Source organism: Sphingobium sp. B11D3A (assembly GCF_025961695.1).
Lineage (GTDB): Bacteria > Pseudomonadota > Alphaproteobacteria > Sphingomonadales > Sphingomonadaceae > Sphingobium.
The window spans coordinates 449044-474864 of sequence record NZ_JAOQOE010000001.1; the positions used below are offsets into that span (position 1 = coordinate 449044).

Below are 25821 nucleotides of genomic sequence, written 5' to 3' on the forward strand. Positions count from 1 at the left end.
ATCGCAAGCATGATGACCCGCACGGCCTAGCGCCGGCGGATGGGGCTAGAGGGCGGTCCAGACCACATAGCCGCCGACGCCGATCACCAGCATCGCAAAGCCCTGCTCGAGCAGCTTTTTGTGCGCAGCAAGCGCCGACCCCGCGCGCATCCCCAGCACCGAGCCCGCAGCACCGCCGGCGATCAGCAGCGCCGTCAGCGGCCAGTCGACATAGCCGGACAGCGCATAGGATGTCGCAGTGGTTAGTCCCAATGCCGTCACCACCACCAGCGAGGTACCGACGGCCGTGGCGAAGGGCATGGCCGTCGCCGCGATGAGCGCCGGGACGATCAGAAACCCGCCACCAATCCCGAAGAACCCCGCCGCCAGACCCACGCCGGCGCCCATGGGGATCAGCCGCGGCAGCAGCCGCCCGGCGGACTGGCGGGTGAGGCGCACGTCGGGATCGTCAACGCCCTTGCGCCTGCGCAGCATCGCGATACCGACGCCGATCATCAGCAGGCCGAACAGCGCGAGCAGCCGCCGGCCGTCCACCGCCTTCCCGATCTCCGCCCCCAGCGCTGCCGCCACGACGCCCGACGCCGCGAACACCAGCGCGCAGGGCCATTTGACCCGCCCGGCCCGCGCATGGCCCGCAAGCCCCGTTGCCGCATTGGCCGCGACCGCTACGGCTGCCGTTGCAATCGCGCCATGGGTCGATCCAATCCCGACGACATAGACGAGCAGCGGCACGGCAAGGATCGATCCGCCGCCGCCCACCATTCCGAGTACGATGCCGATAATGCCGCCCGAGAGGAGCGCGAGGAGGATCTGCGCGGTCGTCATGGCCTCAGGCCGCCTTGCGACGGTTCCAGGGCATGCGCTGGAGCAGCGTCGCCATGCCGCACCAACCGGTCGCCCCCGCGAACATCAAGCCCGCGCCGACAAAGGCGGAAAGGCCGAAGAACCCCGGCGCGACGAGGAAGCCGAGCAGCACACCGATGAGCACCAGCCCGCCGGCAGTCAGTTGCACCTGCCGCATGATCTCGAGCGGCTGCCCGCTGTCGATGTGCACATCCAGCCCGGCCTTGCGCCAGGCGTCGATGCCGCCTTCCAGAATGAAGCAGGGGGCATCACTGGCTGCGGCCAGCCGGTCGGCATTGGCCTGTGTCCGCATGCCGGAGCGGCAGTGAAACACGATGGCATTGTTGCCGGCGTCGACCGTGTCGATGCGCTCCAGCGGCACGTTGACGGCGCCCGGAATGCGCTCGCGGGCATGTTCGTCCGCCGCGCGGATATCGATGAGCTTGGCGCCACCCTCAATGAGGCGCTTGGCGTCGGCGGGGGAGAGTGTCTGGATCGTCATGGGGTCAGTCCCCTGTGCAATAGAGTTGATAGAGCGTGGCAAGCAGGGTCTCGATCCGGGGATCGGCGATCCTGTACCAGATGGTCTGGCTCTCGCGGCGGGAGGTCACGAGGCCTTCCTCGCGGAGCCGGGCGAGATGCTGCGACAGGGCCGATTGAGAGAGGCCGACATCGTCCGCCAGATCGCCCACCATGCGCTCGCCATGTTCGACGAGCTTGCACAGCAGCATCAGGCGACGCCCGTTGCTCAACTCCTTCAGCACCTGCGCAACCTCTCCGGCGCGCGCCTCGAGCATGTCAAGATCCATGGCAGCTTTTAACATCAGTATCCTCTAAATTAGATATTGCTAATGTAGAAGGCGCTTCTATATTGTCAAGCATCGAACGGAGGCCCTTATGACCCAACCCATCATTGAGGCATTTTTTGACGAGCCCACCAACACGGTGAGCTATCTGGTGGTCGATCCTCAGACGCACATCGCGGCGGTGGTCGATCCGGTGCTGGATTTCGATCCAGCCAGCGGCGAGGTCGACACAGGCTCAGCCGAGCGCATTCTTGCCCGCGCCAAGGCTCAGAACTGGTCGATTGCCATGGTGCTGGAAACCCATGCCCATGCCGATCACCTATCCGCCGCGCCCTTCTTCAAGGCGAAGACGGGCGCGAAGATCGGCATTGGCGAGCACATCCGGGACGTTCAAAAGATCTTCCGCCCGGTCTTCGCGCTGGACGATTTGCAGACCGACGGCTCGGATTTCGATTGCCTGTTCGCCAATGGCGAGCGGTTCTCGATCGGATCGCTGGAGGTCGAGGTGCTGCATCTTCCGGGTCACACCCCGGCGGACATCGCCTACCGGATCGGCGATGCGGTTTTCGTGGGTGATACGCTGTTCATGCCGGATTATGGGACCGCGCGGGCCGACTTCCCCGGCGGCGATGCCCGCACCCTCTACCGCTCGATCCGCCGCCTGCTGAGCCTGCCGGACGAGACCCGCCTGTTCATGTGCCATGATTATAAGGCGCCGGGGCGGGATGATTATCGCTGGGAGAGCACCGTCGGCCAGCAGCGGAAAAACAGCGTGCATGTGCGCGATGATGTCAGCGAGGAGGACTTTGTGGCGATGCGCACCAAGCGGGACGCCGGATTGTCCGCGCCGCGCCTGTTGCTGCCCTCGATCCAGGTCAACATCCGCGCTGGGCGCTTCCCGAAGGCGGAGGCCAATGGCGTGCGCTATCTGCGCATTCCGGTGACGGTGAAGGGCGAAGCCGCGATAGGTTGATGCCCGGGAGGGGAGGGGCCGTAGCCCCGCTCAGCCCAACGCTTCCAGCGCGGCGAGCAGCGCCTTTTCCTCGATGGTCAGGCGTTTTTGGAACTTGCGATTGCTCGCCTTCACCCGCTTCATCGCTTCGCGCTGCAGGGCTTCCCCCTGCGGCGTGAGCGTCAGGCTCAGGGATCGCCCGTCAATGGGCGCATCGCTGATGAGATCGCGAGCTTTGAGCCGGCCGATGAGTGGCGTCAGGTTGGCGCGCTTGATCGCCAGCGCCCGCCCGACATCGCTCTGCCGGCAACCCGGATTATGGCCGACGAGAATCAGCAAGGAGGCCTCGCCGACGCTTAGGTCAATGGCGCGCAGTGCGGCGATGACATCGCCCATCATCGCCATGGAAGCGCGGCGCAGCCGATAGCCGAGCGTCCCGTCGAGCGGGCTCGCGAGCATGGTCGCGACCGGGGGTTCAGCCGGTGAATCCAGCGCCTTGTCGCGTCCCTGCCTCTGGTCCCTTGCCATCATGCCCCCGGATGAAAACCAGTCGCCAGCCCCTTGTGAGCCATGGTCGATAATGCTATGGCGCATAGCATAAATTGCCTTGAAGGGAAATCAAATGGCTGAGGAAAATACGTCCGTCGAGCGGGAAGAGGATACCGTTCGGGTCGAGATCGAGAATAATATCGCATGGGTCTATTATAACCGTCCTGCCAAGCGGAACGCGCAGAGCCCCAAGTTGAACCGCCAGATGCTCAAGGTTCTGACGGATCTCGAATTCCGGGACGATGTCGGCGTTGTGGTTCTGGGTGGCGAAGGCCCCGCCTGGTGCGCCGGCATGGACCTCAAGGAATATTTCCGCGAGACCGAGGCGCAGGGCCTGGCCGGCACGCGCAAGGCACAGCGTGAAGCCTATACCTGGTGGGAGCGTCTGCGCTGGTTCCAGAAGCCGACCATCGCCATGGTGCATGGCTGGTGCTTCGGCGGCGCTTATGGCCCGCTGTTCGCCTGCGATCTCGCCTTTGCGGCTGACGAAGCGCAGTTCGGCCTGTCGGAAGTCAACTGGGGCATCCTCCCCGGCGGTGGCGCCACCAAGGTGGCCGTGGACCTGATGCCGATGCGCGTCGCCATGTATCACGCCATGATGGGGGAGAACCTCTCCGGTCAGGAAGCAGCCCTCTACAATCTCGTCAACGAGTCGATGCCGGTCGACCAACTCAAGGCCCGCGTGAAGCAGGTAGCCGAGACGCTGATCGCCAAGAACTGGGCGACGGTGAAGTACACCAAGGACGCCGTCCGCCGGGTCAAGGAAATGACCTACGACAATGCAGAGGATTATCTGATCCGCCTGCAGGAAGGTCTCAACTGGTTCGACAAGTCGGATGGCCGCCATGTCGCGATGAAGCAGTTCCTCGACGACAAGACCTTCAAGCCGGGCCTGGGTCACTACGACAAGACCAAGACCGACGTCTGAGTTGCCGGAAGGGTGGCCCAAGCAGGGCCGCCCTTTCCTGTGTGTTATCCTTCGCCCCGGCTGCATCCGCCTCCGGGGCGAAAGGTCTGATTGCCACGAGCTGGTTTCGCGAAGGAGAGTTGAGTTATGACGGTTGAGGCCGGAGAGCGCCCGCAGGCGGGAACGCGTGACATCAATCGGTTGCTGCGTCCGCGGTCCATTGCGATCGTCGGGGCATCCGAGACGCCGGGTTCGCTCGGTGCCAGCGTTCTGGCCAATCTCGTTCGGAACGACTTTTCCGGTGACATCCATCTCGTCAATCCCAAGCGTGAAACGATCAGCGGTCGCCCTGCGGTGCCCAGCGTCGAGGCGCTGCCCGAGGGCGTGGATTGCGCGATCCTCGCCATTCCCCGCGTCGCCGTGCTCGATACGATGCGCCAGCTTGCCGCGCGCAAGGCCGGCGCCGCCATCATCTTTGCGGCAGGCTTCGCCGAGGGCGGCGAGCAGGGCATGGCCGACCAGCAGGAAATCGGGCGCATTGCGCGCGAGGCCGGCCTCGTGGTCGAGGGGCCGAATTGCCTGGGTTCGGTGAACTATCTGGACCGCATTCCGCTCACCTTCATCGATACCGACATCAAGGCGCCCAGCCCGGGTGGCGTCGGAATCGTCTCGCAGAGCGGCGCCATGGCGGCCGTGCTCGCGGTGATGCTGGAGAGCCGCACGCTCGACCTCACTTACTCGGTCTCCACCGGCAATGAGGCCGGCAGCGGCGTCGAGGATTATGTCGAGTTCATGATCGCCGACGAGAAGACGCGCATCATCGCGATGATCGTCGAGCAGTTCCGCGATCCCGCCCGCTTCCTGGCACTGATGGACAAGGCCCGTGCCGCCGGCAAGCTCGTTGCCTTGCTGCACCCGGGCAAGAGCAGCGCGGCGCGCGAGTCCGCTGCCACGCACACCGGCGCGATGGCTGGCGACTACAAGCTCATGCGCGCCAAGGTGGAGCGGGCAGGGGTCGTCGTCGCCGAGACGCTGGAAGAGCTGGGCGACATCACCGAGATCGCGGCGCGTTGCCCGGCGCTGCCGAGTGGCGGTACCGCCGTGCTTGGCGAATCCGGTGCGCTCAAGGCGCTGACGCTGGACCTCGCCGAAGAGCTGGAGCTGGCGCTGCCGACCCTCGATGACAACAATGCGCCTGCTTTGCGCGCGGCGCTGCCCGAGTTCGTCCCGGTTAGCAATCCGCTCGATCTGACCGCACAGGGGCTTGTCGATCCCGACATGTATTACCGCACCCTCGCGGCGCTGTTCGAGGATGATCGCGTCGGCACCATCTTCGCCGGGATCATCCAGACCAATCCGGCGACGATCGGCATCAAGCTGCCGCCGTTCCTCAAGGCCGTCCGTGAGCTCAAGGCGACCAAGCCGGTGATCTTCGGCGGCGTGGATGAGGGCGCGCATGTGCCGGCCGACTGGATCGAGCAGCTTCGCGTCGAGGGCATCCCCTATTTCCCGACCACCGAGCGGGCATTGCGCGCCATCAAGCGGCTCTCGGCCGCTGGTCAGCGCGATGCGACCAAGACGGACGCAGCGCCGGCAAGCGTGCCTGCGCTGGCCAGCGAGAAGGGCGTCGTGCCGGAATATAAGGCCAAGGCTCTGCTTGCGCCGCTCGGCATTCCCTTCCCCAAGGGTCAGTTTGCCGCGACCGTAGACGAAGCGATTGCTGCGGCCGACGCCATTGGCGGGCCAGTGGTCATGAAGGCGCAGGCTGCCGCGCTCAGCCACAAGAGCGATGCCGGCGGCGTGGCGCTCAATCTGGTCGGCGCCGATGCGATCCGCGCGGCGTGGGACAAGATGTTCGCGGACGTGAAGCGCTATGACGCATCCATCATTCTCGATGGCGTGCTGATCGAGGCAATGGGCGCGCGCGGTATGGAACTGATCGTCGGCGCCAAGAATGATCCGCAATGGGGTCCGGTGATCCTCGCCGGTTTCGGCGGCGTGACGGCGGAAATCCTGCAGGATGTACGCCTGCTCTCGCCGGACATGACCAAGGCGGCCATCGTGGCGGAGCTGGGCAAGCTCAAGCAGGCTGCGTTGCTCAATGGCTATCGCGGTGCGCCCGCACTGGACGTTGACGCGGTGGCCGATCTGATCGGCGGTATTGGTCGCCTGCTGCGCGGCGAGCCGCGCATTCAGGAGCTCGATCTCAATCCGGTGGTCGTCTATCCCAAGGGTCAGGGCGTGGTCGCTCTCGACGCGCTGATGCTGGTTGACTGACACCAGCAGGTCCATTCGTCCCGCAAGGACACCATAGTAGACCCTCCCGCGCCCGGCGTGGGAGGGTTGCTCGCATTGGGTGCCTGTGCATTCCTGACGTGCAGCAAAATTGCAGTCTCAACTCCGAATTGGTCTGGCCTTGCGCCACGTTTTCGGGTAGATGAAGTTTTCGTATATACGAACGATTGGAAGCGATGAACGACTCGCCCTCTCTGGCAGTGCCGGTCTTATTGTTGCCGGGCCTCATTTGCGATGCGCGCATCTGGGCGCCGCAGGTCGCCGCCTTGGGGCAGATCATGCCGATCACAGCCGTGGATGGATATGGCGAGGCGGACAGCCTCACCGCCATGGCCGATCAGGTGATCAAGTCAGCCCCCTCGCGCTTTGCTGTTGTCGGCCATTCAATGGGCGGCCGGGTCGCGCTCGAAATCTTCCGCAAGGTGCCCGAGCGGCTTGCCGGCATCGGCCTCATCAGTACCGGCGTTCATTTGCCCAAGCCTAACGAGGCGGACGGTCGCTTCGCGCTGCTTAACCGCGGCGTGGAAGAGGGCATGGACGCCCTGATCGATTCTTGGCTCCCGCCGATGGTGTGGGAGCGCAACCGGCTCAAGCCGCAGTTGATGGACATGCTCTGGCAGATGTGCAGCGATGCCGGCATCGACATGTTCGAGCGGCAGATTCGCGCCCTGCTGGCACGCCCGGAAGTCGAGAGCCTGTTGCCGCAAATTCATTGCCCTGCCTTGGTCGCAACCGGCGCGCACGACGCCTGGGCGCCGCCGGTGCAGCATGAGCGAATTGCTGCAGCAATTGCGGGCGCGACTTATGCTGTGATCCCGGATTCAGGGCATATGCTCCCGGTCGAACAGCCCGATGCGATGTCCGCCCTGTTGCGCACCTGGCTCGACCGGGTCGCGCAGCAAGAGGCTGCGGCAACCGCGAACCCCTGACCAATTATAACTGCGTTTCCAACTTCAGTCCGAAGGAGAGTATCATGGCGAAGAATCTTCAAGACGTGCTGGATGGCGCCGGCAATGCCGTCGACTTCCTGCGCAACCAGCAGACCGGTCCCAACGTCTATCCGGGCGTGCCGGCGGAATATTCGAACTGGCGCAACGAGCAGCGCGCATGGGCCAAGACGGCCGTGCTGTTCAACCAGAGCTACCACATGGTCGAGCTGATGGTCGAAGGCCCCGACGCTTTCGAGTTCCTCAACTATCTCGGCATCAACAGCTTCAAGAACTTCAAGCCCGGCAAGGCCAAGCAGTGGGTCCCGGTGACGCCTGAGGGTTATGTCATTGGCGACGTGATCCTGTTCTACCTCGCCGAGAACCAGTTCAATCTCGTCGGCCGCGCGCCGGCCATCGAGTGGGCCGAGTTCCACGCCTCCACCGGCAAGTGGAACGTCACGCTGACCCGCGACGAGCGCACCGCGCTGCGCACGGACGGCAAGCGTCGCCACTATCGCTTCCAGCTGCAGGGCCCCAACGCCATGGCGATCCTGACGGACGCGATGGGCCAGGCTGCGCCGGACCTCAAGTTCTTCAACATGGCGGACGTCCAGATCGCCGGCAAGACTGTTGGCGCCCTGCGTCACGGCATGGCCGGTCAGCCGGGCTATGAGCTTTATGGTCCCTGGGCCGATTACGAAGCGGTGCACAGCGCGCTCGTCGCCGCCGGCAAGAAGCACGACCTCGCCCTTGTCGGCGGTCGCGCTTACTCGTCGAACACGCTGGAGTCGGGCTGGATCCCATCCCCGTTCCCGGGCTATCTGTTCGGCGAAGGCTCTGCGGACTTCCGCAAGTGGGCCGGCGAGAACAGCTATGGCGCCAAGTGCTCCGCGGGCGGTTCGTTCGTGCCCGAGACGCTTGAGGGCTACGGCCTGACGCCGTGGGATGTCGGCTATGGCATCATCGTCAAGTTCGACCATGACTTCATCGGCAAGGAAGCCCTTGAGAAGATGGCGAACGAGCCGCATCTGGAAAAGGTGACGCTGGCGCTCGACGACGAGGACATGCTGCGCGTGATGAGCAGCTACTTCGCCGAGTCCGGCCGCGCGAAGTATTTCGAGTTCCCGAGCGCAGTCTACTCGATGCACCCCTATGACTCGGTGATGGTCGACGGCAAGCACATCGGCGTCTCCACCTGGGTGGGTTACTCGTCGAACGAGGGCAAGATGCTCACGCTCGCCATGATCGACCCGAAGTACGCCAAGCCTGGCACGGAAGTCTCCCTGCTGTGGGGCGAGCCCAATGGCGGCACCTCCAAGCCGACCGTCGAGCCGCACGAGCAGACCGAGATCAAGGCGATCGTTGCGCCGGTGCCTTACTCGGCCGTCGCCCGCACCGGCTATGCTGACAGCTGGCGCACCAAGAAGGCCTGATCGGTCTCAAGAGCTTAAGGGCGGGGCTGCCGAAAGGCGGCCCCGTTTTTTATGGGCTGGACGACGGCTCAGTGAATAGCGATGAGTTTTGCGCGAGCGCCGGCCGTGGAATGACGCGGCGGGCAGGGCAGGCAGTGCGCGAAAGGGGCAAAGATGGTCGAAGACGAGAAACTCCCGCCATTCGAGCAATCGCTGGCTGCGATCCTGTTGAGCGCCAAGGAAGCGGTGATCGCCCCGATGCGCACCAAGTTGCGCGACTTCGACATCACCGAGCCGCAGTGGCGCGTGCTGCGGGTGATCAACGACCGGGGCACCACCGATGCAACCGACCTAGCCGAAGTCGCGCTGCTCCACGCGCCGAGCGTCACGCGCATCTTGCGCGAACTGGAAGCGCGTGCGCTGATCGTGCGCACAGCCGATCTCGATGATCGCAGGCGCTCCACCATCGCGCTCTCGCCGGCCGGCGCGCAGATCGTGACAGCGGTTTCCGCCCATGTCGCGGCGATGATGCGGGTCTATTCCACCCGGTTCGGCGCGACCCGCCTTGATGACCTCGCCGCTGAGTTGCGCGCATTGTGCGCAGCAATCGATGAGGAGTGAGCCCACACATCCCTCTTGCGGCAGTTGCGACGATATGCTTATCATGTTAAGTGATTTCGCATGATGCGCGCGATGGTGTTCCAGGATCTTGTCGCGCGACCAGCATGATCCTTGGGAGATGAGTGAACGATGACCGGCTTTGCGCTTCGCGACCTGATCGACGACCGCCCGGAAGACGGCGTGTTCCGCGTCAACCGCGCCCTGTTCCGCGACCCCGATCTGTTCGATCTGGAGATGAAGCACATCTTCGAAGGCGGGTGGGTGTTCATCGGGCTCGCCACGCAAGCCGAGAATCCCCATGATTATTTCACCGGCTTCATCGGACGAGTACCTATCATTGTCAGTCGTGATGGCGAAGGGGTGCTGCACTGTTTCGTCAATGCGTGTCCGCACAAGGGCGTGCGCCTCATCCAGAAGCTGTGTGGCAATGCGCGCCGGCACGTTTGCCCCTATCACAGCTGGACGTTCGACAGCGCCGGCGCGAACAAGAACATCAAGTGGCAGAAGAGCGGCTGCTATGGCGCCGGGTTCGACGATGAGAACCACGATCTGGCACCCGTTGCAAAGTTCGGCGAGTATCGCGGCTTCCTGTTCGCCAGCCTGAATGCCGAAGTGCCCAGCCTAGACGAGCATCTTGGCGAGGCCCGCAAGTTGCTGGATCTGGTGGTCGACAAGAGCCCGGAAGGCGTGGAGCTGGTCCCCGGCCGCGTCACCTTCACTTATGCTGCGAACTGGAAGATGCAGCTCGAAAACTGCTCGGACCAGTATCACTTCACCTCCACCCACCCGAGCTACATCCGCATTCTCGATCAGCGCGCCAAGGAGCAGGCCGAAGATGTCGTGCAGTCCTCGCTGGGGGCCTCCGATTTCTGGCAGGAGGAAGCCAGCGGCACCAGCGGCGGCACGATGAGCTTCGATCATGGCCATGTGCTCAACTGGGGCATCATGCCCGTCTCCTCGGCCATTCCAGAGTTTGAGCGAGCCGAACAGCTCGCCCGCGATCACGGCGAGGCCAAGCGCAACTGGATGTTCAACATGCGCAACCTGACCATTTTCCCCAACCTGCAGATCGCCGAAAATGCGTCGAGCCAGATGCGCGTCATCCGCCCATTGGCTGCCGGCCTCACCGAGATGCAGACCTGGTGCATCGCGCCGCGCGGGGAGAGTGCGCAGGCGCGGACATTCCGCATCCGGCAATATGAGGATTTCTTCAATCCGACCGGCATGGCAACACCGGACGACACCGTCTGCTATGAGGAGGCCCAGCTGGGCATGGCTGAGCAGGACCGTCCCTGGCTGCAAGGCCACGCGCGCGGTCTGACCGCCTCGAAAGAGGGCGGGAACATGTATGCCGACATGATCGACCTCAAGCCCGCGCGCAACGTCGTCGCGGATGCGCAGCTGTGCGACGAAAGCCTGTTCGCGAGCTACTATCGCGCCTGGGCGCAGCGCATGGCGGAGGTGATCGCATGAGCCAGCTGAGCCACGCCGACGCCGCGCAACTGCTTTATCGCGAGGCGCTGCTGCTCGACCGTCTCGATCTCGAGGCCTGGCTTGAGCTGTTCACCAAGGATTGCGTGTTCTGGATGCCCGCCTGGCGCGACGACGGCACGCAGACCGAAGACCCTGAGGCTGAACTCTCGCTGATCTACTATCGCGGTCGCCGCAACCTGGCGGACCGGATCCAGCGCATCCGCTCGGGCTTTTCGGTGGCGTCTGCTGTCATGCCGCGTGTGTCCCACATGATTGGCAATGTCATCGCCGAGCCGGCGGGCGAGGGGCTGGCGCGCGTCAATTCGACCTTCATCGTGAATGTGCACGACGTGCGCAGCAATCGCTCGCACGCCTATTTCGGCCGATACGAGCATGAGCTGCGACACGAGGACGGCGCGTGGAAAATCTCCCGCAAGGTCATCCGCCTGCTGAACGACCGGGTGCCGACCATGCTGGACATCTACGGCATCTGACCGCCCGGAAGGCGCCCGCTTACATCGCCCGGTAGAAGCGGATGCGGACGGCGCTCACCTTGCCGTCCGCCATCACCGGCTCCAGTGTGCCAAGAAACGCGCTCTGCCCCAGCCACTCATATTTGCCGAGCGGTGCCTCGAACACCGGGTGGGTGCGCCCCGGCCGAGGCCTGCCGTCCTTGTCCGGCCCGCACAGCGTGCCCTTGTTGACGACGTTGATGATCACGCCATCATCGGTGCGGATCATGTAATCGGCCTTGATGTCCGTGCAGCCATCGCTGCGCCGCAACTGCCAGTCCCATCCGCCAGGGATGATCGTACCCTTGATGCCCGGCCCCTCAAACGTCCCGCCGGTGATCGGAATGATCAGGCGCTCGCCATAGGGCGTCTTCCCGGCCGGCATGGCCGGCGAGAGCGTGACCACCTCTTCAAAGGCGAACTCCAGGCTGGGCTTGCTGGGGTCAGCGTCGGCGGCATGAGCCGGGAGCGCCAACGCGGATATCAGCGCGACTGCACCGAGGCCGCGGCTCATGGCTTTTCCTCCACGTCAGGTTGGGTGCAGGTGAAGCTGCTGGCCTTCGTGGCATCGCCGCCGGTATAGCGCGCATATCCCGGGAACGGGCAGAGCGGACGACTGGCCGATCCATCGCGCCGGCTCGCAGTCACGCCTTCTGGCGCCTTGCCTTGCTCGACCCAGTCCACCACGGCGCCGAGCAGATCGAACTGGTCGAAGGCATTGCCGCCGCCGCAATGGGCCATGCCCGGCACCATGTAGAAGCGGCTCGCCTTGTCCCAGGCTTCGTCATTCGTTTCGGACGCGCGCAGCCAGTAATCCCACGTATCCCAGGCCGAGAACCAGGGATCGCTCACGCCGTGGAAGAAGAGGATCTTGCTGCCCTTGTCGAGGAAGGTGTTGAGGTTGGTCCAATAGGATGTGTCGGTGAGCCGCTGCTGGGCGTTGTTGCGCACCTCGTTGATGCGGGCATCGAGATCGATCGTGAGGTCGCGCAGCGGCGGGCCGAACACGCCCGGCGCGCCGGTGGTGATGTAGCCGGACACCGGGCCGGACGTGTCGACGATGCCGGTATCAAAGGGCACCGGCGCATAAAGCGGGTAACCGGATTTGTCGCGCGGCCCGGCAAAGGCGCGCTCAAGGGCCTCGACCTGCGCCTTGCTCAGGCACGAATCCGCCTTCGCGCCGGTGCATTGCAGCCGGGCAGGCTGGAAGCGGCATTGGCCGACATTCTCGATCATCCCGTCCTTCAGGCCATCGAGACCGTCGCACTGGTTGAGCAGCCCCTTGAGGATGAGTTGGCGATCCGTCGGCGAGAAGGTCCGGTCGATCAGGGGCGTGCCCTTGTCATCCTTGGGCGCGGCCTGGTTGAACATCACCTGCGCATAGCTCATGCCGAGATTTGAGTTGCCGGTCCGCATGGCCGGCGCGCCGACCACAATTCCATCGAACAACTCGGGATAACGCTGTGCGGCGAGCATGCCCTCCCGACCGCCGGTCGAGCATCCGGTCATGTAGCTGCGCGTGGCCGATTTGCCGTAGAAGCCCTGTGCGATCGCCTTGCCGGCGAGCGTGACGGTGCGCACCGAACTCTCCGCAAAGTCGAGCGTGGCGCGCTGATCGATCATGAAAGCGTTGTCGAACACCGCGCCCTTGTGGCCGCTGTCATGGCTGAGCACCGCAAAGCCGCGGGAGAGGGCAGGGCGGTTGCCGGCCGCGACCGGACCGATCGGCTCGCGAATGCTGCCATTCAGTCCGCCGCCGCCCATCAGGAGGAAGCGACCGCTCCAATCCTTCGGCAGCGCAAGGGCGAAGCCGATGCCATAGGTCTTGCCACCGGCGCCCGTGCGCTGGTTGATGACGCCATCCACGCGGCAATGTTCAGGAAGCACTAGCGTCGCGGGCGGCTCGCCCGGGGGCGGCGGGGCCTTGGAGGGACCGGCCGGTACCAGCATGGCGCTGGTGATCTTCACCTCGGCCCCGAAATTCTGACTGGTGAGGGCCGCACAGCGCTGGGCCGCGTCCTGTGCGGCTGCAGGCGTCGGCGCAAGGGCGGCGCCGGCCAGCAAGGCGGCCAGAGAGGCGATGGATTTGCCGTTCATATATTCTCCCCTGTCTTTGCGTCTTATTGGATCGTCGCCGTCGCGTACGCAAGGCGCTCGGCAGGTTCCGGTCAGGTCAGGTCGCTCAAGCCGATCTTTGCGCCTTCCAGCGCGGCCTTGTTAGCGGCCCGGCGCATCCGCTCGACCTCAAGGCGCTCCGGCGGCGCGACTTCATCCGGCAGGGCGGCGAGGCTGGTTTCGTAGATGTCCTTGAAGTCTTCCGCAAATTCGGGGTGGGTGAAGATCAGGCCCCGGTTCTCGACCATGCCGGCAAAAATCTTCTCACCGGCCTCCAGCGGGTCCATGCCATTCTCGAAAGCGGTCGCGAACTGGCGGATTTCCGCCTCGTCCACCGGTGCGAAACCGCTGCCCCAAAATTCGGCCGGGCGCTTGAGCGCGGAGAGCGCCGCATCCGTCGCGACCAGCGCCGGGCAGACCAGCGAGACGCCAATGCCATAGGGCACCAGATTATAGCGCAGGCACTCCGTCAGGCCGCGCACGGCAAATTTGCTGGCGGTATAGATCCCGGCTTGCGGCCCGGAGAGATAGGCCGCCATGCTCGCGACGTTGACCACATGGCCGCCTTCGCCGCTCGCCTTGATCTTGGGCAGGAAGGACACGATGCCGTTCACCACTCCGCCAAAGTTGACGCCCATGATCCAGTCATAGTCGGCAAAGCTGGCTTCATCGGTGGGGCCGAAGACGGAGACGCCGGCATTGTTCACCAGCACATGGCAGGCGCCGAAATGCTCGACCACTTGGTCCGCAGCCTGTTGGAACGCTGCCCGGTCGGTCACGTCCAGCTTGATCCAGAGCGGCGCCTCCCGCCCGCGCTCCTCGAACCATTGGGTGCAGCGCGCCCGCTGCTCTTCATTGCGGTAGGAGAGGGCGAGGCGCATGCCGGCATTGCTGAAAGCCCGCGCAATCCCGAAGCCGATTCCGGTGCCCGCGCCCGTGATGAACGCGACTTTTCCGGACCAATCCGTGCTGCTCATGATGACTCTTTCCTCTCGCCGGCTATTTGTGCTTTGTTAGCAAAACATACAGTCAAAGTGAGAGGAGTCGATAATGTCTGAGGTGGAATCGCGCCTGGCCAAGCTGGAAAAGAAGGTTCAGGAACTCGAGGATATCAACGCGATCCGTCGGCTCCAATGGGCCTATGGCTATTATATTGACTATAACCGCCCCGAGGAGGTTGCGGGTCTCTTTGCCAAGGAGGGCGTGGTTGTCTTCCTCTCCGGCGAATATGTCGGATATGAGGGCGTGATGCGCCTTTATGGAACATGGTTCCAGAACCTCTTCACCGGCGGGCGGCGCGGCCCGGTCCATGGCCTGCTGCTCGACCATTTCCAGTTGCAGGATGTCATCACCATTGCCGAGGATGGCCAGACTGCCAAGGGGCGCTTCCGCGGCATTCTCGCGGGTGGCTGGCATGATGACGCGCTGCACGAAAAGCCTGAAGGGGTGCCGCAGCAATTCTGGGAGTCCGGCATCTACGAGAATGACTATGTCAAGGAAGACGGCGTCTGGAAGATCAAGCGCCTCGACTATATGATGCAGTGGCAGGGCGACTATGAGAAGGGCTGGGCGCACACCACCGCGCACCTGCAGCCGGCGCAAAAGCCTTATCCGGAAGATCTCAACGGCCCCGACCGCATCCTGCCCGAGAAGGAAGTGCGGCAGACCTGGCCGCACCGCTACGAAGTGCCGATGAGTTTTGCGCATCCGGTGCTCGGCCGCGCCTTCATCATCGAGAATTTCACGCCGATGATGACCAAGCAGCCGCGGGGTAACTGATCCCGCCCCGCTTCGCCCGGCGGTTCACTCTGCCGGGCGATCCTGCGCGAAATGCACCGCCAGCCAGACGGTCGGCGGTGCTGCCTGCGTCCAGACGACGCGATGACGGACGTGAGCAGGGATAAGCATCGCGTCGCCGGGCGAGAGCGCGCACTCGCCCCGATCCTCCAGCCAGAGCCGGGCGCCGCCGGCCAGCAGCAGCACCCACTCGTCATGCGGCTGATCGTATGGCGCGACCTTGGGTGTCACTTGCCCCTGCGACACGATCCGCTCGATCCGGGCGCCTGCCTTTTCGAGGATCAGGTCGAAGATTTCCTCGACGCTGGCATCGGGAAGTGGCGCGAGGAGGTTGATAACCCCCTGCGCTTTGCCTTCAGTCTCCGCCAAGCGCCTGGGCCGCCTGGGTGAGCAGGACGGCCGCGCGCTGCTCAAGCTCCGGCGTAGCCCGCGCGACCGGGATGGCGGCGCTGATCGCACCGACCAGGCTCCCGCCCACATGCACGGCATGGCCGATACCGATGATGCCGGGGGTAAACTCTTCGGCAGTGCGCGCAATACCGGTTTGCGCGATCTGTGCCAGTTCGCGGCGCAGCTCTGCCTCGGCAGTGCGTGTCTGCGGGGTGAACGCCGCGCGACTCGCCGCCGCGAAATAGGCGTCCAACTCCTGCGGATCGAGCGCGGCCAGAATGGCTTTGCCGGCGGCAAAGGCATGGAGCGGGACGAGGCGGCCAACCTCAATGGTATAGCGCAGCGCTTGCGGCGCCACTTCTCCTGCAATCGCCTCCATATTCTCGCCATGGCGGACGAAGAAGGAGACGGTCTCGTTGAGTTGCCGCGAGACCGATCGCAGCACCGGGTAGACCCGGTCCTTGAGCGGGATGGCTTCCGGTGCCGGGTTGAGACGGGCGAGCGCCGGCCCGGGCGAATGGAGCCGGCCGCTGCGCAGCAGATAGCCCCGTTCGACCAGCGTCCCGAGCAGATAGGAGAGGCTGCTGACGGGAATCGCCAAGGAGAGCGCAATCTCGGCAGCACTGACCGGCCGGCCACTGCTGACGACATATTCCAGAATGTCGAGCGTCCGCGTGGCCGATTTGACCGACGAGGACTCCGCCTTCGCTTCCATGCCGCGATCCCCCAATAGCCGTCGGCGGGCCTGCCCTATTGTGCCCGCCTCACTGCTTAAGCCCGAGCATCTGCCGGGTCTCACCCGGCGTGGCAAGCTCACCGCCGATCTTCTCGAGAATCTCGACGCCCTGCCGCACCAGATCGGCATTGCTCTGCGCCAGCACGCCCTTGCGCAGGTAGATCGTATCCTCGAAGCCAACGCGCATGTGCCCGCCGAGCAGCACAGACTGCGCCGCCATGGGGAAGCTGTGGCGGGAAATGCCAAAGCCGGTGAAGGGCGCGCCGCGCGGGATCTGGTTCTTGGAATACATCATCGCCTCCGGCGTCGCGGGCAGACCATATTTGGTGCCGAGTACGAAGGTGAAGGGTGCATTTTTGGGAATTAGGCCCTTGGCCATCAGATCGTCCGCGAAGACGAAATCGCCGGCCTCGAAGCATTCGATCTCGGTCAGCACGCCGGCATCCTGCAACATGGTACCCATCTTGCCGACGATCATCTCCAGATTCATGGCAATGCCGCCCCACAGGTTCATGGTGCAGATATCGAGCGTGCACATGTCGGGCTTGAGGTCGAGGATGTGCTCGATGCGCCGCTCCGCGGTGAACATCAGGGTCTTTTCGAGGTCCGGCATCGCCGGCTCGTCGGCGCTCTTGGGGAACCACATGCAGCCCGGGCCGGTCGTGACGTTGAGGATCACGTCCGTGTTCTTTTCCCGGATGAGGCTCACCACCTTGCGATAATCGTCCATCTCCTGGCTCGGCGTGCCATCCTCGCCATTGCGGACGTGAACATGGATGATCGACGCGCCGGCCTCTGCCGCGTCCAGCGCTTCCTGCGCCACATGCTCGGGACGGAAGGGAAAGTTGGGATGTTTGGGCATCGGCGATGCGCCGGTGATCGCGCAGGTAATGAATGTCTTGCTCATCTTTTTCTCCTATCGGACACCGGCGCTCGCTGCTCATGCTGCGCGCAGCATAAGCCTCAGCGCGCCCGTTCCACCATGACTTCCAGCAAGCGGGGGCCGCTGCCGGCAAACAGATCCCGGATCGCATCGTCCAGCGCTGCAGGGTCGGAAACGCGCGCGCCGGGCACGCCCATGCTCTCACCGAGCTTCACGAAATCGATGCCCGGAAGCTTGCTGCCCACCACCTCGATGTCGAACAGCGCACCGAACTGATCGAGCGCGGCATAACCGCCATTGTTGACGATGAGGAAGCGCACGTCGAGCTTGAGGTCGCCCGCCGTCCAGAGACCCTGGATCGAATACATGGACGACCCGTCGCCCAGCAGGCACAGCACCGTGCGGTTCGGCTGCGCAAGGGCCGCGCCGACTGCCGCAGGTAGCGCAAAGCCCAGCCCGCCGCTGGCGGTGGCCATGAACTCATCCTCGAGCCGGATCGGGAAATGATCGTGCAGCGGTCCGCGCGTGCTCGGCGCTTCCTCGCTGATAATGATGCCCTTGGGACGCAGGGCATCAAGGCGCTGCATCAGATAGGGCTCGAAAATGGCGGCGCCATCGGGGCTTTCGGCGGCATGGCTCGCGGGAGGTGCGGGCGCCTTCCGGGGTGCAGCATTGGATGCAGCATACAGGCGCGCAATCGCATCCGCGACATTGCCGACGATAGCGGTGCCGACCGGCGTGCGGGCTGCCGTGGCTGGATCATCGACAATCTGTATGATCTGCGCGCCCTTGGGCACATAGGGGCCGAAGCCCTCGACATGATAAGTAAAGACCGGCGCCCCCAGCACCAACACGAGATCATGGCCATCCAGTGCGTCCACAATGGCTTCACGCGAAGCTGGGAGGAAGCCTGCGAACAGGACATCGTCTTCCGGGAACACGGCGCGGGCAGCCATTGGCGCGACCCACACCGGCGCCTGATGCGCTGTCGCCAGGGCATGGAGCGCGGCGCGCGCATTCTCGCGGCCGACGCCAGCGCCGGCGACTATCACCGGCGATTTCGCGGCGTTCAGTGCGTCCGCGGCGGCACCGATGAGGGCAGGGGACGCCATCGATTCCTGAGAGACAGTCGAGGTGCTGATCGGCTGGCAGGCGCGATCCCAATCGTCGATGGGCACCGAGACGAACACCGGACCGCGCGGCGCCTGCATCGCCATATGATAAGCGCGCAGGATGGCCAACGGCACATCCTCGGCGCGCGCCGGCTCGCAGGTCCATTTGACGAAGGGTTGCGGAAACTCCGTGGCGCGCTCGGCATAGAGGAACGGGTCGTAGGGGAAGATGCTGCGGGCCTGCTGCCCGGCGGTGATGACCAGCGGCGTCTGGTTGCGGAACGCCGTGAAGATGTTGCCAAGCGCATGGCCCGTGCCGGCAGAGGAGTGCAGGTTCACGAAGGCAGCATTGCCGCTCATCTGCGCGAAACCGTCCGCCATGCCGACGACGACGCTCTCCTGCAGGCCCAGAACATATTGGAAGTCCTGCGGCATGTCGCGGAACAGCGGCAGTTCTGTGGAGCCGGGATTGCCGAACAATGTCGTCATGCCCAGATCGCGCAGCAGGCTCATCACGGCATCACGCACCGTTGGTCCTTCGACCGCCTTGGGCTTCTCGACCGCCAGACCCCGCGCCGTCATGCCGTTGCTCCCATCATGTTTGTTGCTGCCGTCATTGTCATTCTCTCTATATATGAAATTATCACATACGCGAACGCATAATCGCGCCTGCGGCCGGGCCGTCAGCCCACGCAAAGTAATTAACATGTTCAGCAAAAGATGGAAGCGGCAAGGCTAGCTCGTCGCCGCGCAGGGCCGATCCAAGCCGCACCCGAAGGAGAACGGGCGCGGCTTGTCGAGGATCAGGCTACCGGTCAGGCGTCCATCACAAGGACGGGCTTCACCACCGCGCCGCTCTCGCCGGCATGGAAGGCTTCATCGATCTGCGCGAAGGGGAACGTCTTGATCAGCCGATCGTGCGGGAAACGACCCGCAAGATGATGGTCGATCAATTCGGGCAGAAAGCCGAACAGATCGGAATCGCCACCCAGGATGCCCATCAGCCGCTTGCCGCCACCCATGAAGGCTGACTCGTTGAGTGTCAGATTGGCGGCGGGGTCGGATGCACCGACGATGCCGACGATGCCAAGCGGCGCAATCAGTCCGGCGGCGCTCTCGATGATCGCCTTCAGACCCGTCGTATCGAACGCATAGCCCAGACCCTGCGGGCAGAGTTTGCGGATTTCCTCCTCCGCATTGCTGGTTTTGCCGTTGATCGTGTGCGTCGCGCCCAGTTCGCGGGCCAGTGCCAGGCGGTTGTCGTGGATGTCGACGGCAATAATCGGGTTCGCGCCCGCGATCTTGGCGGCCATGATCGCGCCGAGGCCGACAGCGCCCGTGCCGAAGACGGCGATGGGCATGCCGGCGCGCACCTTCATGCTGCGCAGCACGGCACCGGCGCCGGTCATGAAACCGCAGCCGAGCGGCGCGAGGGTCGAGAGCGGTACATGCGCGGCGCTTTCGGGCACCTTCACGACGTTGCGAGCATGGCCGATGGCGTGGGTGGCGAAAGATGATTGGCCGAAGAAATTCGCATTCACGCCCTCGCCATCGCGATGCAGCGTGTGGCTGCCGTCCGGCCTGGTGCCGATCCAGTTCTCGGGCACGAAATTGTAGCAATAAGTGGGCTTGTCGACTTCACAGCTCGGGCAGGTGCCGCAGCTGTTGAAGCTCATCAGCACCCGGTCGCCCGGCTTTACATGCGTCACCTCGGACCCGACCTTCTCGACCACGCCGGCCCCTTCATGGCCCAGCACCATGGGGAGCGGGGTCGGGAGCTGCCCATCGCGTGCGGCCATATCGGTGTGGCAGATGCCGCAGGCGTGGATGCGCACCAACACCTCGTCAGCGCGGGGCTCGTCCAGCGTCACGGCTTCGATAGCGAACGGCGCTTCGCCGCCCTTGCAGATGGCGGCCTGTGCGGATGTGGTCATGCGTGTCACTCCTGTTCTGGTCTTGGCTTGAGGCAGCGCGATATTGCTCAGCCGAGCCGGCCGAGCGACATGCCGCCATCGATCATCATCTGCGCTCCGGTTACATAGCTCGATGCGTCGGAGGCAAGGAACAATGCCAGCGGCTTGATCTGATAGGTCTCGGCGATCCGCCCCATCAAGGTCGCGTCGTCCCACGCCTTGCGGACCACGGGATCCTTGAGCGATCCATCCGCGATGTTGGTGACGAAAGGTCCGGGCAAGATGGCGTTGACGCGGATCTGATAGGCCCCCAGCTCCAGCGCGAGGTGGCGGACCAAGTGGCTGACCCCGGCCTTGGACGGCATATAGGGCATCGGCACAATCGGCTCGCAGATCACGGCCGCATTGGACGAGGTGGCGATGATCGAGCCGCCATTGCCGCTCTTCTTCATCAGCCGCGCCGCATCGCGCATCGTGTTGTAGGCGCCGGTCAGGTTGATCGCGATGATCCGGTCCCAGATGGCCGGATCGTAGGTGTCGATCTGGCCCTGCGGGTCGCGGCCGCCTTCTGGCTTCCAGAAGCCGGGGCCGATCCCAAGCCCGGCATTGGCAAAGGCGATGTCCAGTCCGCCATAAGCAGCCTCATGTGCATCGAAGACCTGCGTGGTGCGGGCGCGGTCGGAGACATCGAGCTCGTCGGCGCGCACCTCATAGCCTTGCGCCCGCAGGCGGGCTGCTTCCCGCTCGGCGGACGCGCCATCGACATCCGTCAGCGTGACCCGTGCGCCGGCTTCCGCCATCGCCTCGGCATAAGCGAGGCCGATGCCGGAGGCAGCGCCTGTCACGAGCGCGCTGCGCCCCGCGATGTCGAACTGCTCAAGTGCCTTGGGCGGCTGTCCCGTGCCAGCGTCGGTCATTCTGTGCGGTCCTCTCTGGTCAGGCGCGTTCAGGCCGGGTCTTCGTCGAACACGTTCAGTTCGATCTGCACGCCCGTGGGATCGTGCAGGAAGACCTGTGTCATCTTGATCACCTCGACCCGATTCTCCCGCCAGGGCACGCCGTGGACCTCAAGCCGCTCGACCAGCGGGCCAAGGCCGACGCACTGGAACGCGACATGATCGAGGCCGCCCGTCGTCCCGGTGATATTGTCGTAAACCCCATGCTCCGACAGCGCGCCGGGCGTGCTGATATGAACGATCGGATCGTCCTTGTGATCGTACATCCATCGCACCATCGTCCGGTCCAGATTGGACGGTGGATCGCGCTCCTCAAGCAGCAGAATGTCGCGGTAGAACGCCACCACCGGCGGCAGGTCACGGGTGCGGATATTGACGTGGTCGAGCCGTTTGATGAGCATGTACGAGTCCTGTTCGTGGGAAGGCAGGCGGTCGGCTTATTGATAGTGTCCAAATCATCTGCGGCGCAACCGCTTCTGGCCTTTTTGTGCGGCGATTGTGCGCACAATAGGATTGGGAGAGACGACGGTGCGCCCCTCCCGATCCGCTGGCTTGACGAGGCGGTCAGAAACTGCGGCGCACGGAGACCGCCCAGGTCCGTAATGGCGCAGGCACGCCCGTTACGACGCCAAGCGACGCGCTGACATCGCTCTTGGTCAGGAAGTAATATTTGTTGAACATGTTCTGCACTTCCAGCGAGACGCGCCAGTCCTTGTCCGTCGTGGTGAAGGACAGGCGGCCATTGGCGAGGAAGTTGCCCTCGACCCGGCTCCACTCAGAGTTGGATGTCTCGGTGAAGACATCGGACTGATAGGAGCCATCGAACCGCACGCTCACCGTGCCGGGCGTGATCTCATGATCATATTGCAGGCCGAAGCTGTAGGTCCATTCCGGCGTGTAAGGCGTCACCGCATCGAGCGAGATGCCGGACGTGCCGACTTCCTTATACTGGAAGTTGATGTAGCTGAGGCTCCCATCGACGGTGAAGCCCGCGAACGGATGAATGGTCGTTTCCAGCTCGAAGCCCTTGACGTCCGCCTTGCCGACATTGGTCGGCTTGAGGCACGGCACGGATGGGCAGGCCGAGAGCGTGAGGATCATGTCATTATATTTGTTCAGGAACACCGCGCCGTTCAGCCGCACGCGCCGGTCGAACAGGTCGGACTTGAACCCCAGTTCATAGGTGGTGAGCGTTTCCGGGTTGAAGCTGCCGAGCTGATTGCACGCCGCTGGAGCGACATAGCCCGGCGCGGTGCAGGAGCCGGCCGAGGGGCCGAAGAACGGCCGTGGGTTGACGCCGCCCCCCTTGAAGCCGGTGGCGACAGAGCCATAGACCAGCAATTCCGGCGAGAAGCGGTAGTCCGTGGAAATGCGCCAGTCCCACCGATCGCCCTTGAAGCTGTCGCTGACATTGTAGAGGCCAGAGAGCAAGCAGTTCGGCGTGTTGCCGATGCCGGTTGGCCCAGCGGTCGGCGCGCCCTGGAAGAACTCGCAGATGGGCAGGGACGGCAATTGCGCGGGCGTCCAGTTGCCGAAGGGCACCGTGCCGTCCGGATTGCGCCGGAAGTACGTGTAGGTCTTTTCATCCCGCGTGTAGCGCAGGCCGCCGGAAATGCTCCAGCCTTCAAGCGGACGGATCACGCCATTGGCGAACAGGGCCTTGGAGGTGGATGGCGTCGTGTCCGGGCCATGCAGGAAGTCGATGCCGGCATAGTTCAGGTCTACGCGAGCGGAGTAGGTGCCCTTCTGGTCGAAGTAGAAGCCGCCGAGCGTGAAATCGGCGAACGTGCCGATCTTGCCGTTCAGGCGCAGCTCCTGGCTCCAGGCATGATGGTTGAGCTGGTTATCCAGTTGCGCGACGGGAACCGGTGTGGCGTCCTGATCCTGCCCGAAGTTCGACTGATATTCACGATAGGAGGAAATCCACACGACATTGAGGCTGTCGCTCAACGTCCATGTCACATTGCCGTGAATGCCCCAGCCCTTGAAATCCTGGTTCTGCAAGGCCGTGTAGGGCTTGTAGGGCGACTGCGACGTCGCCAGCATTCCATCCATGAAATTGGCATAGCTGATGAAGCGCCGGTCGCCGCCATAAGCCGAACTGGCCAGTGAATCGCAGCCATAGGCTCCATAAGGCACGAAAGCGCAGTCCACAGGAACGGGGCTGCCATTCTTGCCGGGCAGCCACGCGCCGCCATCGGCATTGGTGCCCGGATTGGGAATGGCCGGGTTGAACGCATTGGGGTTGGTCGTGGTCGGACCCGGCAGGCCCGCCGCGATCAGCACGGTCGGCGCCGGCTCGGATTTATCCGAGGTGTAATCGCCCGAAACATTCACTTCGAGCCTGTCGGACGGCACCCAGCGCAGGGCGAGGCGCCCGGCGACATAGGATTGTCCACCCTGCGTCCCGACGACGGGATCGGCGCCCCGGTTGTTGCTGGCCGGCACATTCGAGCTGGGGTGGGTGGCGCCGTAATCCAGGAGCTTGACGTATCCATCACGGCTCTTCGCCGCACCGGACACGCGGACGAACAGATTGTCGGTCACCGCAAAGTCGGCCATGCCGCGCAGGTCAAGACGGTTGTAGGAGCCATAGGTGGCCTCCAGCGTGCCGCCCCCAGACCCATCGGGTTTGGCGCTGAACAGTTTGATGGCGCCGCCGATCGAGTTCTTGCCGGCCAGCGTGCCTTGCGGGCCGCGAAGGATTTCGACCCGATCCAGATCCATGAGGTCCAGCAGCGAGCTGGAGAGGGTCGGAATGTAGACATCATCAATATAAACGCCCACACCAGGGTCGAGCGCATAGTTGAAGTCCGTCTGTCCGACACCCCGGATGAAAGCGATGAGGCCGGCGCCACCATTTTGCGGCTGTGGCCGCAAGGTCACGTTGGGCGACTGGTTTGCAATCTCCGCAATGCTGGTCTGGCCGCGCTGTTCCAGCAGGGCGGCGTTGACCGCGGTGATGGCGATCGGCGTATCCTGAAGCCGTGTCTCACGGAACTGGGCAGTGACGATGATATCGCCGGTAACGTCCGTATTCTGGGCACTTTTGGGCTGTTCGCCGCTCTGGGCATAAACCGGGGCGGCTAGCGCACAGGCCAGGGCATAGGACGCAACGGATCGCGCGCAAAATCTGCGCATGGGCAATCTCCTCTCCATGTTGCCGTTGCTGATTTTCATGTCTCGTAGCGGACATGCAACGGCGTGGCGGCGGCATAACATGAGGGTTTGGGAGCAGCAATATGTGCAATAGTGTGAACGGCGGCGGGCCGGGCGGTTGCCCGGGTGATGCTGAGACATCATTGGATATTGTCAACAATGGCCGTCTCCGCAAATGGCGGTAAGCCTTGCGTTTTTGGCCCGACCTCTCTCGGGCTTGCCTGATTGCATCGGTCGTGCGAGGGGCGGCGGCATAGCGTTGAATTGAAGAAAGGGTTGAGTACTGTGATCGCAACGACACATGTCGGAAGTCTGCCGCGCGGGCCGGAGCTTGTTCCCTTGCTGCTCGCGAAGGATCATGGCGAGCCTTATGACGCCGCGCAGTTCGAGACGGTTGTGCAGCAGGCCATCGACGATGCCGTTGCCAAGCAGGTCGAGGCCGGAGTCAGCATCGTGTCCGATGGCGAACTCGGAAAGGTCGGTTACTCAACCTATATCATCGAGCGTCTGGAGGGCTTTGGCGGCCACACCGATCGCAAGCCGGCGCTCGACCTCGCGCCCTTGCCGGAGCTGCGCAAGAAGCTCGCCGCGATCATGGGCGATCAGGAATTCACCCGCGCCTCGTGCATCGCACCGGTGAAGCTCAAGAACCTGCAGCCCTGCCATGACGACATTCGTCGGTTCGATCAGGCGCTCAAGGCGCAGGGCAAGGGCGCACGCGGCTTCATGAATGCCGCGTCCCCCGGCCTGATCACGGCCTTCCAGCCCAATGCCTATTATCCCAGCCACGAGGCCTATCTCGCGGATCTGGTGACGGCCATGCGCCCTGAATATCAGGCGATCATCGATGCGGGCTTCGACCTGCAGCTCGATTGCCCCGACCTCGCCATGTCCCGCCACACCGGCTATCAGGACGTGAGCGACGCAGAGTTCGTGAAGATTGCCGAGGCCAATGTCGAGGCGCTGAATGCCGCCACCGAAGGACTCCCCCGCGACCGGCTGCGGATGCACATCTGCTGGGGCAATTATGAAGGCCCACATGATTGCGACATCGATCTCGCCAAGGTGCTGCCGACGATCCTGCGGGCCCGCCCCGGCGTCGTGCTGTTTGAATCGGCCAATCCGCGCCACGAGCATGAGTGGACCGTGTGGCGGGATGCGAAGCTGCCCGACGATCTCGTGCTGGCCCCGGGCCTGATCGATAGCTGCTCGAACTATGTCGAGCATCCGGAACTGGTCGCCCAGCGGATCGAGCGCTTTGCGGGCATTGTCGGCGCTGAGCGCGTGATCGGCAGCACGGATTGCGGCTTCGGCACCTTTGCCGGCTACGGCAAGATCGATCCCGCCGTCACGTGGAAGAAGCTGCAGGCCCTGCGGGAAGGCGCCGATATTGCAGCCAGGCGCCTCGCGAGCGTGCCGGCCTGATTTAAAAGCTCCATGCCGGACCGCGCTTTCCAGATG

The 25821-nt window shown here is 63.9% G+C and carries 25 protein-coding genes and 1 pseudogene; 10 read left to right on the forward strand and 16 right to left on the reverse strand.

Going from position 1 to position 25821, the window contains the following annotated elements:
• Positions 1-45: 45 nt before the first annotated feature.
• From M2332_RS02150 to M2332_RS02160, 3 genes are read right to left on the reverse strand one after another with little or no spacing between them, the layout of a single operon-like run.
• Positions 46-825, reverse strand: coding sequence for a sulfite exporter TauE/SafE family protein (locus tag M2332_RS02150; RefSeq protein WP_264572783.1), 780 nt, complete (start codon positions 823-825; stop codon positions 46-48).
• 4 nt (positions 826-829) lie between these two features.
• Positions 830-1345 (reverse strand): rhodanese family protein, encoded by a 516-nt coding sequence (locus M2332_RS02155; protein WP_181559611.1) that lies wholly within the window; start codon positions 1343-1345, stop codon positions 830-832.
• A 4-nt stretch (positions 1346-1349) separates the two neighbouring features.
• Entirely contained in the window at positions 1350-1652 is a 303-nt protein-coding gene (locus tag M2332_RS02160; protein WP_264572784.1) for an ArsR/SmtB family transcription factor, read from the reverse strand.
• Positions 1653-1740: 88 nt separating this feature from the next.
• Here M2332_RS02160 and M2332_RS02165 point away from each other — a divergent pair, with 88 nt between their 5' ends.
• Complete coding sequence (locus tag M2332_RS02165) at positions 1741-2622, forward strand: MBL fold metallo-hydrolase (RefSeq protein ID WP_264572785.1); 882 nt, start codon at positions 1741-1743, stop codon at positions 2620-2622.
• 30 nt (positions 2623-2652) lie between these two features.
• On the opposite strand, the gene M2332_RS02170 is transcribed toward M2332_RS02165, so the two are convergent.
• A complete protein-coding gene (locus M2332_RS02170) occupies positions 2653-3195 on the reverse strand; it encodes a MarR family winged helix-turn-helix transcriptional regulator (RefSeq protein ID WP_264572786.1) in 543 nt (180 codons plus the stop codon).
• Between the two features lie 28 nt (positions 3196-3223).
• Here M2332_RS02170 and M2332_RS02175 point away from each other — a divergent pair, with 28 nt between their 5' ends.
• From M2332_RS02175 to M2332_RS02205, 7 genes are all read left to right on the forward strand, one after another.
• Positions 3224-4078, forward strand: coding sequence for a p-hydroxycinnamoyl CoA hydratase/lyase (locus M2332_RS02175; protein WP_264572787.1), 855 nt, complete (start codon positions 3224-3226; stop codon positions 4076-4078).
• A gap of 126 nt (positions 4079-4204) precedes the next feature.
• Positions 4205-6334 carry an acetate--CoA ligase family protein gene (locus M2332_RS02180; protein ID WP_264572788.1) on the forward strand — a complete coding sequence of 710 codons (2130 nt, stop codon included), beginning with the start codon at positions 4205-4207 and terminating at the stop codon, positions 6332-6334.
• 194 nt (positions 6335-6528) lie between these two features.
• Positions 6529-7281 (forward strand): alpha/beta fold hydrolase, encoded by a 753-nt coding sequence (locus M2332_RS02185; protein ID WP_264572789.1) that lies wholly within the window; start codon positions 6529-6531, stop codon positions 7279-7281.
• A gap of 44 nt (positions 7282-7325) precedes the next feature.
• Entirely contained in the window at positions 7326-8714 is a 1389-nt protein-coding gene (gene desA / locus M2332_RS02190) for a syringate O-demethylase (protein ID WP_264570260.1), read from the forward strand.
• 153 nt (positions 8715-8867) lie between these two features.
• The gene (locus M2332_RS02195; RefSeq protein WP_264572790.1) at positions 8868-9314 is read left to right on the forward strand and encodes a MarR family winged helix-turn-helix transcriptional regulator; all 447 of its coding nucleotides are present in this window, start codon (positions 8868-8870) and stop codon (positions 9312-9314) included.
• A gap of 129 nt (positions 9315-9443) precedes the next feature.
• Positions 9444-10787, forward strand: a complete 1344-nt coding sequence (locus M2332_RS02200) for an aromatic ring-hydroxylating oxygenase subunit alpha (protein ID WP_264572791.1) — start codon at positions 9444-9446, stop codon at positions 10785-10787.
• Positions 10784-11281: an aromatic-ring-hydroxylating dioxygenase subunit beta gene (locus M2332_RS02205; RefSeq protein ID WP_264572792.1), complete on the forward strand. Its 498-nt coding sequence runs from the start codon at positions 10784-10786 to the stop codon at positions 11279-11281. Before M2332_RS02200 ends, M2332_RS02205 begins: the two co-directional genes overlap by 4 nt.
• 19 nt (positions 11282-11300) lie before the next feature.
• Here M2332_RS02205 and M2332_RS02210 read toward each other — a convergent pair whose 3' ends face one another.
• The 4 genes and pseudogenes from M2332_RS02210 to M2332_RS02220 form a co-directional block, all read right to left on the reverse strand.
• Positions 11301-11813, reverse strand: coding sequence for a DUF3237 domain-containing protein (locus M2332_RS02210; protein WP_264572793.1), 513 nt, complete (start codon positions 11811-11813; stop codon positions 11301-11303).
• Entirely contained in the window at positions 11810-12340 is a 531-nt protein-coding gene (locus tag M2332_RS16635) for a tannase/feruloyl esterase family alpha/beta hydrolase (RefSeq protein WP_413715974.1), read from the reverse strand. The genes M2332_RS02210 and M2332_RS16635 overlap by 4 nt, the downstream gene beginning before the upstream one ends.
• Positions 12341-12343: 3 nt before the next feature.
• A pseudogene (locus M2332_RS02215) lies at positions 12344-13396 on the reverse strand (tannase/feruloyl esterase family alpha/beta hydrolase); the annotation flags it as partial.
• Positions 13397-13467: 71 nt separating this feature from the next.
• Positions 13468-14391 (reverse strand): SDR family oxidoreductase, encoded by a 924-nt coding sequence (locus tag M2332_RS02220; RefSeq protein WP_264572795.1) that lies wholly within the window; start codon positions 14389-14391, stop codon positions 13468-13470.
• Positions 14392-14464: 73 nt separating this feature from the next.
• Between M2332_RS02220 and M2332_RS02225 the strand changes: the two genes are divergently transcribed.
• Positions 14465-15193: a nuclear transport factor 2 family protein gene (locus M2332_RS02225; protein WP_264572796.1), complete on the forward strand. Its 729-nt coding sequence runs from the start codon at positions 14465-14467 to the stop codon at positions 15191-15193.
• Positions 15194-15217: 24 nt separating this feature from the next.
• On the opposite strand, the gene M2332_RS02230 is transcribed toward M2332_RS02225, so the two are convergent.
• The 8 genes from M2332_RS02230 to M2332_RS02265 all read right to left on the reverse strand — a co-directional run bounded on the left by M2332_RS02230 (position 15218) and on the right by M2332_RS02265 (position 24342).
• Positions 15218-15580 (reverse strand): cupin domain-containing protein, encoded by a 363-nt coding sequence (locus M2332_RS02230; protein ID WP_264572797.1) that lies wholly within the window; start codon positions 15578-15580, stop codon positions 15218-15220.
• On the reverse strand, positions 15567-16316 hold the full coding sequence (locus M2332_RS02235; protein ID WP_264572798.1) for an IclR family transcriptional regulator: 750 nt from the start codon (positions 16314-16316) through the stop codon (positions 15567-15569). The genes M2332_RS02230 and M2332_RS02235 overlap by 14 nt, the downstream gene beginning before the upstream one ends.
• A gap of 49 nt (positions 16317-16365) precedes the next feature.
• Positions 16366-17244, reverse strand: a complete 879-nt coding sequence (locus M2332_RS02240) for a 3-keto-5-aminohexanoate cleavage protein (protein WP_264572799.1) — start codon at positions 17242-17244, stop codon at positions 16366-16368.
• A gap of 56 nt (positions 17245-17300) precedes the next feature.
• Complete coding sequence (gene mdlC, locus M2332_RS02245; RefSeq protein ID WP_264570269.1) at positions 17301-18914, reverse strand: benzoylformate decarboxylase; 1614 nt, start codon at positions 18912-18914, stop codon at positions 17301-17303.
• Positions 18915-19147: 233 nt separating this feature from the next.
• Positions 19148-20266, reverse strand: a complete 1119-nt coding sequence (locus M2332_RS02250; RefSeq protein ID WP_264572800.1) for an NAD(P)-dependent alcohol dehydrogenase — start codon at positions 20264-20266, stop codon at positions 19148-19150.
• A gap of 47 nt (positions 20267-20313) precedes the next feature.
• On the reverse strand, positions 20314-21162 hold the full coding sequence (locus M2332_RS02255; RefSeq protein ID WP_264572801.1) for an SDR family NAD(P)-dependent oxidoreductase: 849 nt from the start codon (positions 21160-21162) through the stop codon (positions 20314-20316).
• Between the two features lie 29 nt (positions 21163-21191).
• Positions 21192-21602 (reverse strand): VOC family protein, encoded by a 411-nt coding sequence (locus M2332_RS02260; RefSeq protein WP_264572802.1) that lies wholly within the window; start codon positions 21600-21602, stop codon positions 21192-21194.
• A gap of 163 nt (positions 21603-21765) precedes the next feature.
• On the reverse strand, positions 21766-24342 hold the full coding sequence (locus tag M2332_RS02265) for a TonB-dependent receptor (protein ID WP_264572803.1): 2577 nt from the start codon (positions 24340-24342) through the stop codon (positions 21766-21768).
• Between the two features lie 303 nt (positions 24343-24645).
• On the opposite strand from M2332_RS02265, the gene M2332_RS02270 reads away from it, so the two are divergent.
• Positions 24646-25785 (forward strand): cobalamin-independent methionine synthase II family protein, encoded by a 1140-nt coding sequence (locus tag M2332_RS02270; protein ID WP_264572804.1) that lies wholly within the window; start codon positions 24646-24648, stop codon positions 25783-25785.
• The last annotated feature ends 36 nt before the right edge of the window (positions 25786-25821 follow it).

Excerpts from the sequence above, each read along its gene's own strand:
- mdlC (WP_264570269.1), bottom strand. The coding sequence starts at position 18,914 with ATGACGGCGCGGGGTCTGGCGGTCGAGAAGCCCAAGGCGGTCGAAGGA.
- M2332_RS02155 (WP_181559611.1), bottom strand. The coding sequence starts at position 1,345 with ATGACGATCCAGACACTCTCCCCCGCCGACGCCAAGCGCCTCATTGAG.
- M2332_RS02210 (WP_264572793.1), bottom strand. The coding sequence starts at position 11,813 with ATGAGCCGCGGCCTCGGTGCAGTCGCGCTGATATCCGCGTTGGCGCTC.
- M2332_RS02255 (WP_264572801.1), bottom strand. The coding sequence starts at position 21,162 with ATGACCGACGCTGGCACGGGACAGCCGCCCAAGGCACTTGAGCAGTTC.
- M2332_RS02240 (WP_264572799.1), bottom strand. The coding sequence starts at position 17,244 with ATGAGCAAGACATTCATTACCTGCGCGATCACCGGCGCATCGCCGATG.
- M2332_RS02150 (WP_264572783.1), bottom strand. The coding sequence starts at position 825 with ATGACGACCGCGCAGATCCTCCTCGCGCTCCTCTCGGGCGGCATTATC.
- M2332_RS02185 (WP_264572789.1), top strand. The coding sequence starts at position 6,529 with ATGAACGACTCGCCCTCTCTGGCAGTGCCGGTCTTATTGTTGCCGGGC.
- M2332_RS02250 (WP_264572800.1), bottom strand. The coding sequence starts at position 20,266 with ATGACCACATCCGCACAGGCCGCCATCTGCAAGGGCGGCGAAGCGCCG.
- M2332_RS02170 (WP_264572786.1), bottom strand. The coding sequence starts at position 3,195 with ATGCGCCATAGCATTATCGACCATGGCTCACAAGGGGCTGGCGACTGG.
- M2332_RS02200 (WP_264572791.1), top strand. The coding sequence starts at position 9,444 with ATGACCGGCTTTGCGCTTCGCGACCTGATCGACGACCGCCCGGAAGAC.
- M2332_RS02180 (WP_264572788.1), top strand. The coding sequence starts at position 4,205 with ATGACGGTTGAGGCCGGAGAGCGCCCGCAGGCGGGAACGCGTGACATC.
- M2332_RS02175 (WP_264572787.1), top strand. The coding sequence starts at position 3,224 with ATGGCTGAGGAAAATACGTCCGTCGAGCGGGAAGAGGATACCGTTCGG.
- M2332_RS02260 (WP_264572802.1), bottom strand. The coding sequence starts at position 21,602 with ATGCTCATCAAACGGCTCGACCACGTCAATATCCGCACCCGTGACCTG.
- M2332_RS02160 (WP_264572784.1), bottom strand. The coding sequence starts at position 1,652 with ATGGATCTTGACATGCTCGAGGCGCGCGCCGGAGAGGTTGCGCAGGTG.
- M2332_RS02265 (WP_264572803.1), bottom strand. The coding sequence starts at position 24,342 with ATGCGCAGATTTTGCGCGCGATCCGTTGCGTCCTATGCCCTGGCCTGT.
- M2332_RS02220 (WP_264572795.1), bottom strand. The coding sequence starts at position 14,391 with ATGAGCAGCACGGATTGGTCCGGAAAAGTCGCGTTCATCACGGGCGCG.
- M2332_RS02225 (WP_264572796.1), top strand. The coding sequence starts at position 14,465 with ATGTCTGAGGTGGAATCGCGCCTGGCCAAGCTGGAAAAGAAGGTTCAG.
- M2332_RS02235 (WP_264572798.1), bottom strand. The coding sequence starts at position 16,316 with ATGGAAGCGAAGGCGGAGTCCTCGTCGGTCAAATCGGCCACGCGGACG.
- M2332_RS02165 (WP_264572785.1), top strand. The coding sequence starts at position 1,741 with ATGACCCAACCCATCATTGAGGCATTTTTTGACGAGCCCACCAACACG.
- M2332_RS02195 (WP_264572790.1), top strand. The coding sequence starts at position 8,868 with ATGGTCGAAGACGAGAAACTCCCGCCATTCGAGCAATCGCTGGCTGCG.
- M2332_RS02205 (WP_264572792.1), top strand. The coding sequence starts at position 10,784 with ATGAGCCAGCTGAGCCACGCCGACGCCGCGCAACTGCTTTATCGCGAG.
- desA (WP_264570260.1), top strand. The coding sequence starts at position 7,326 with ATGGCGAAGAATCTTCAAGACGTGCTGGATGGCGCCGGCAATGCCGTC.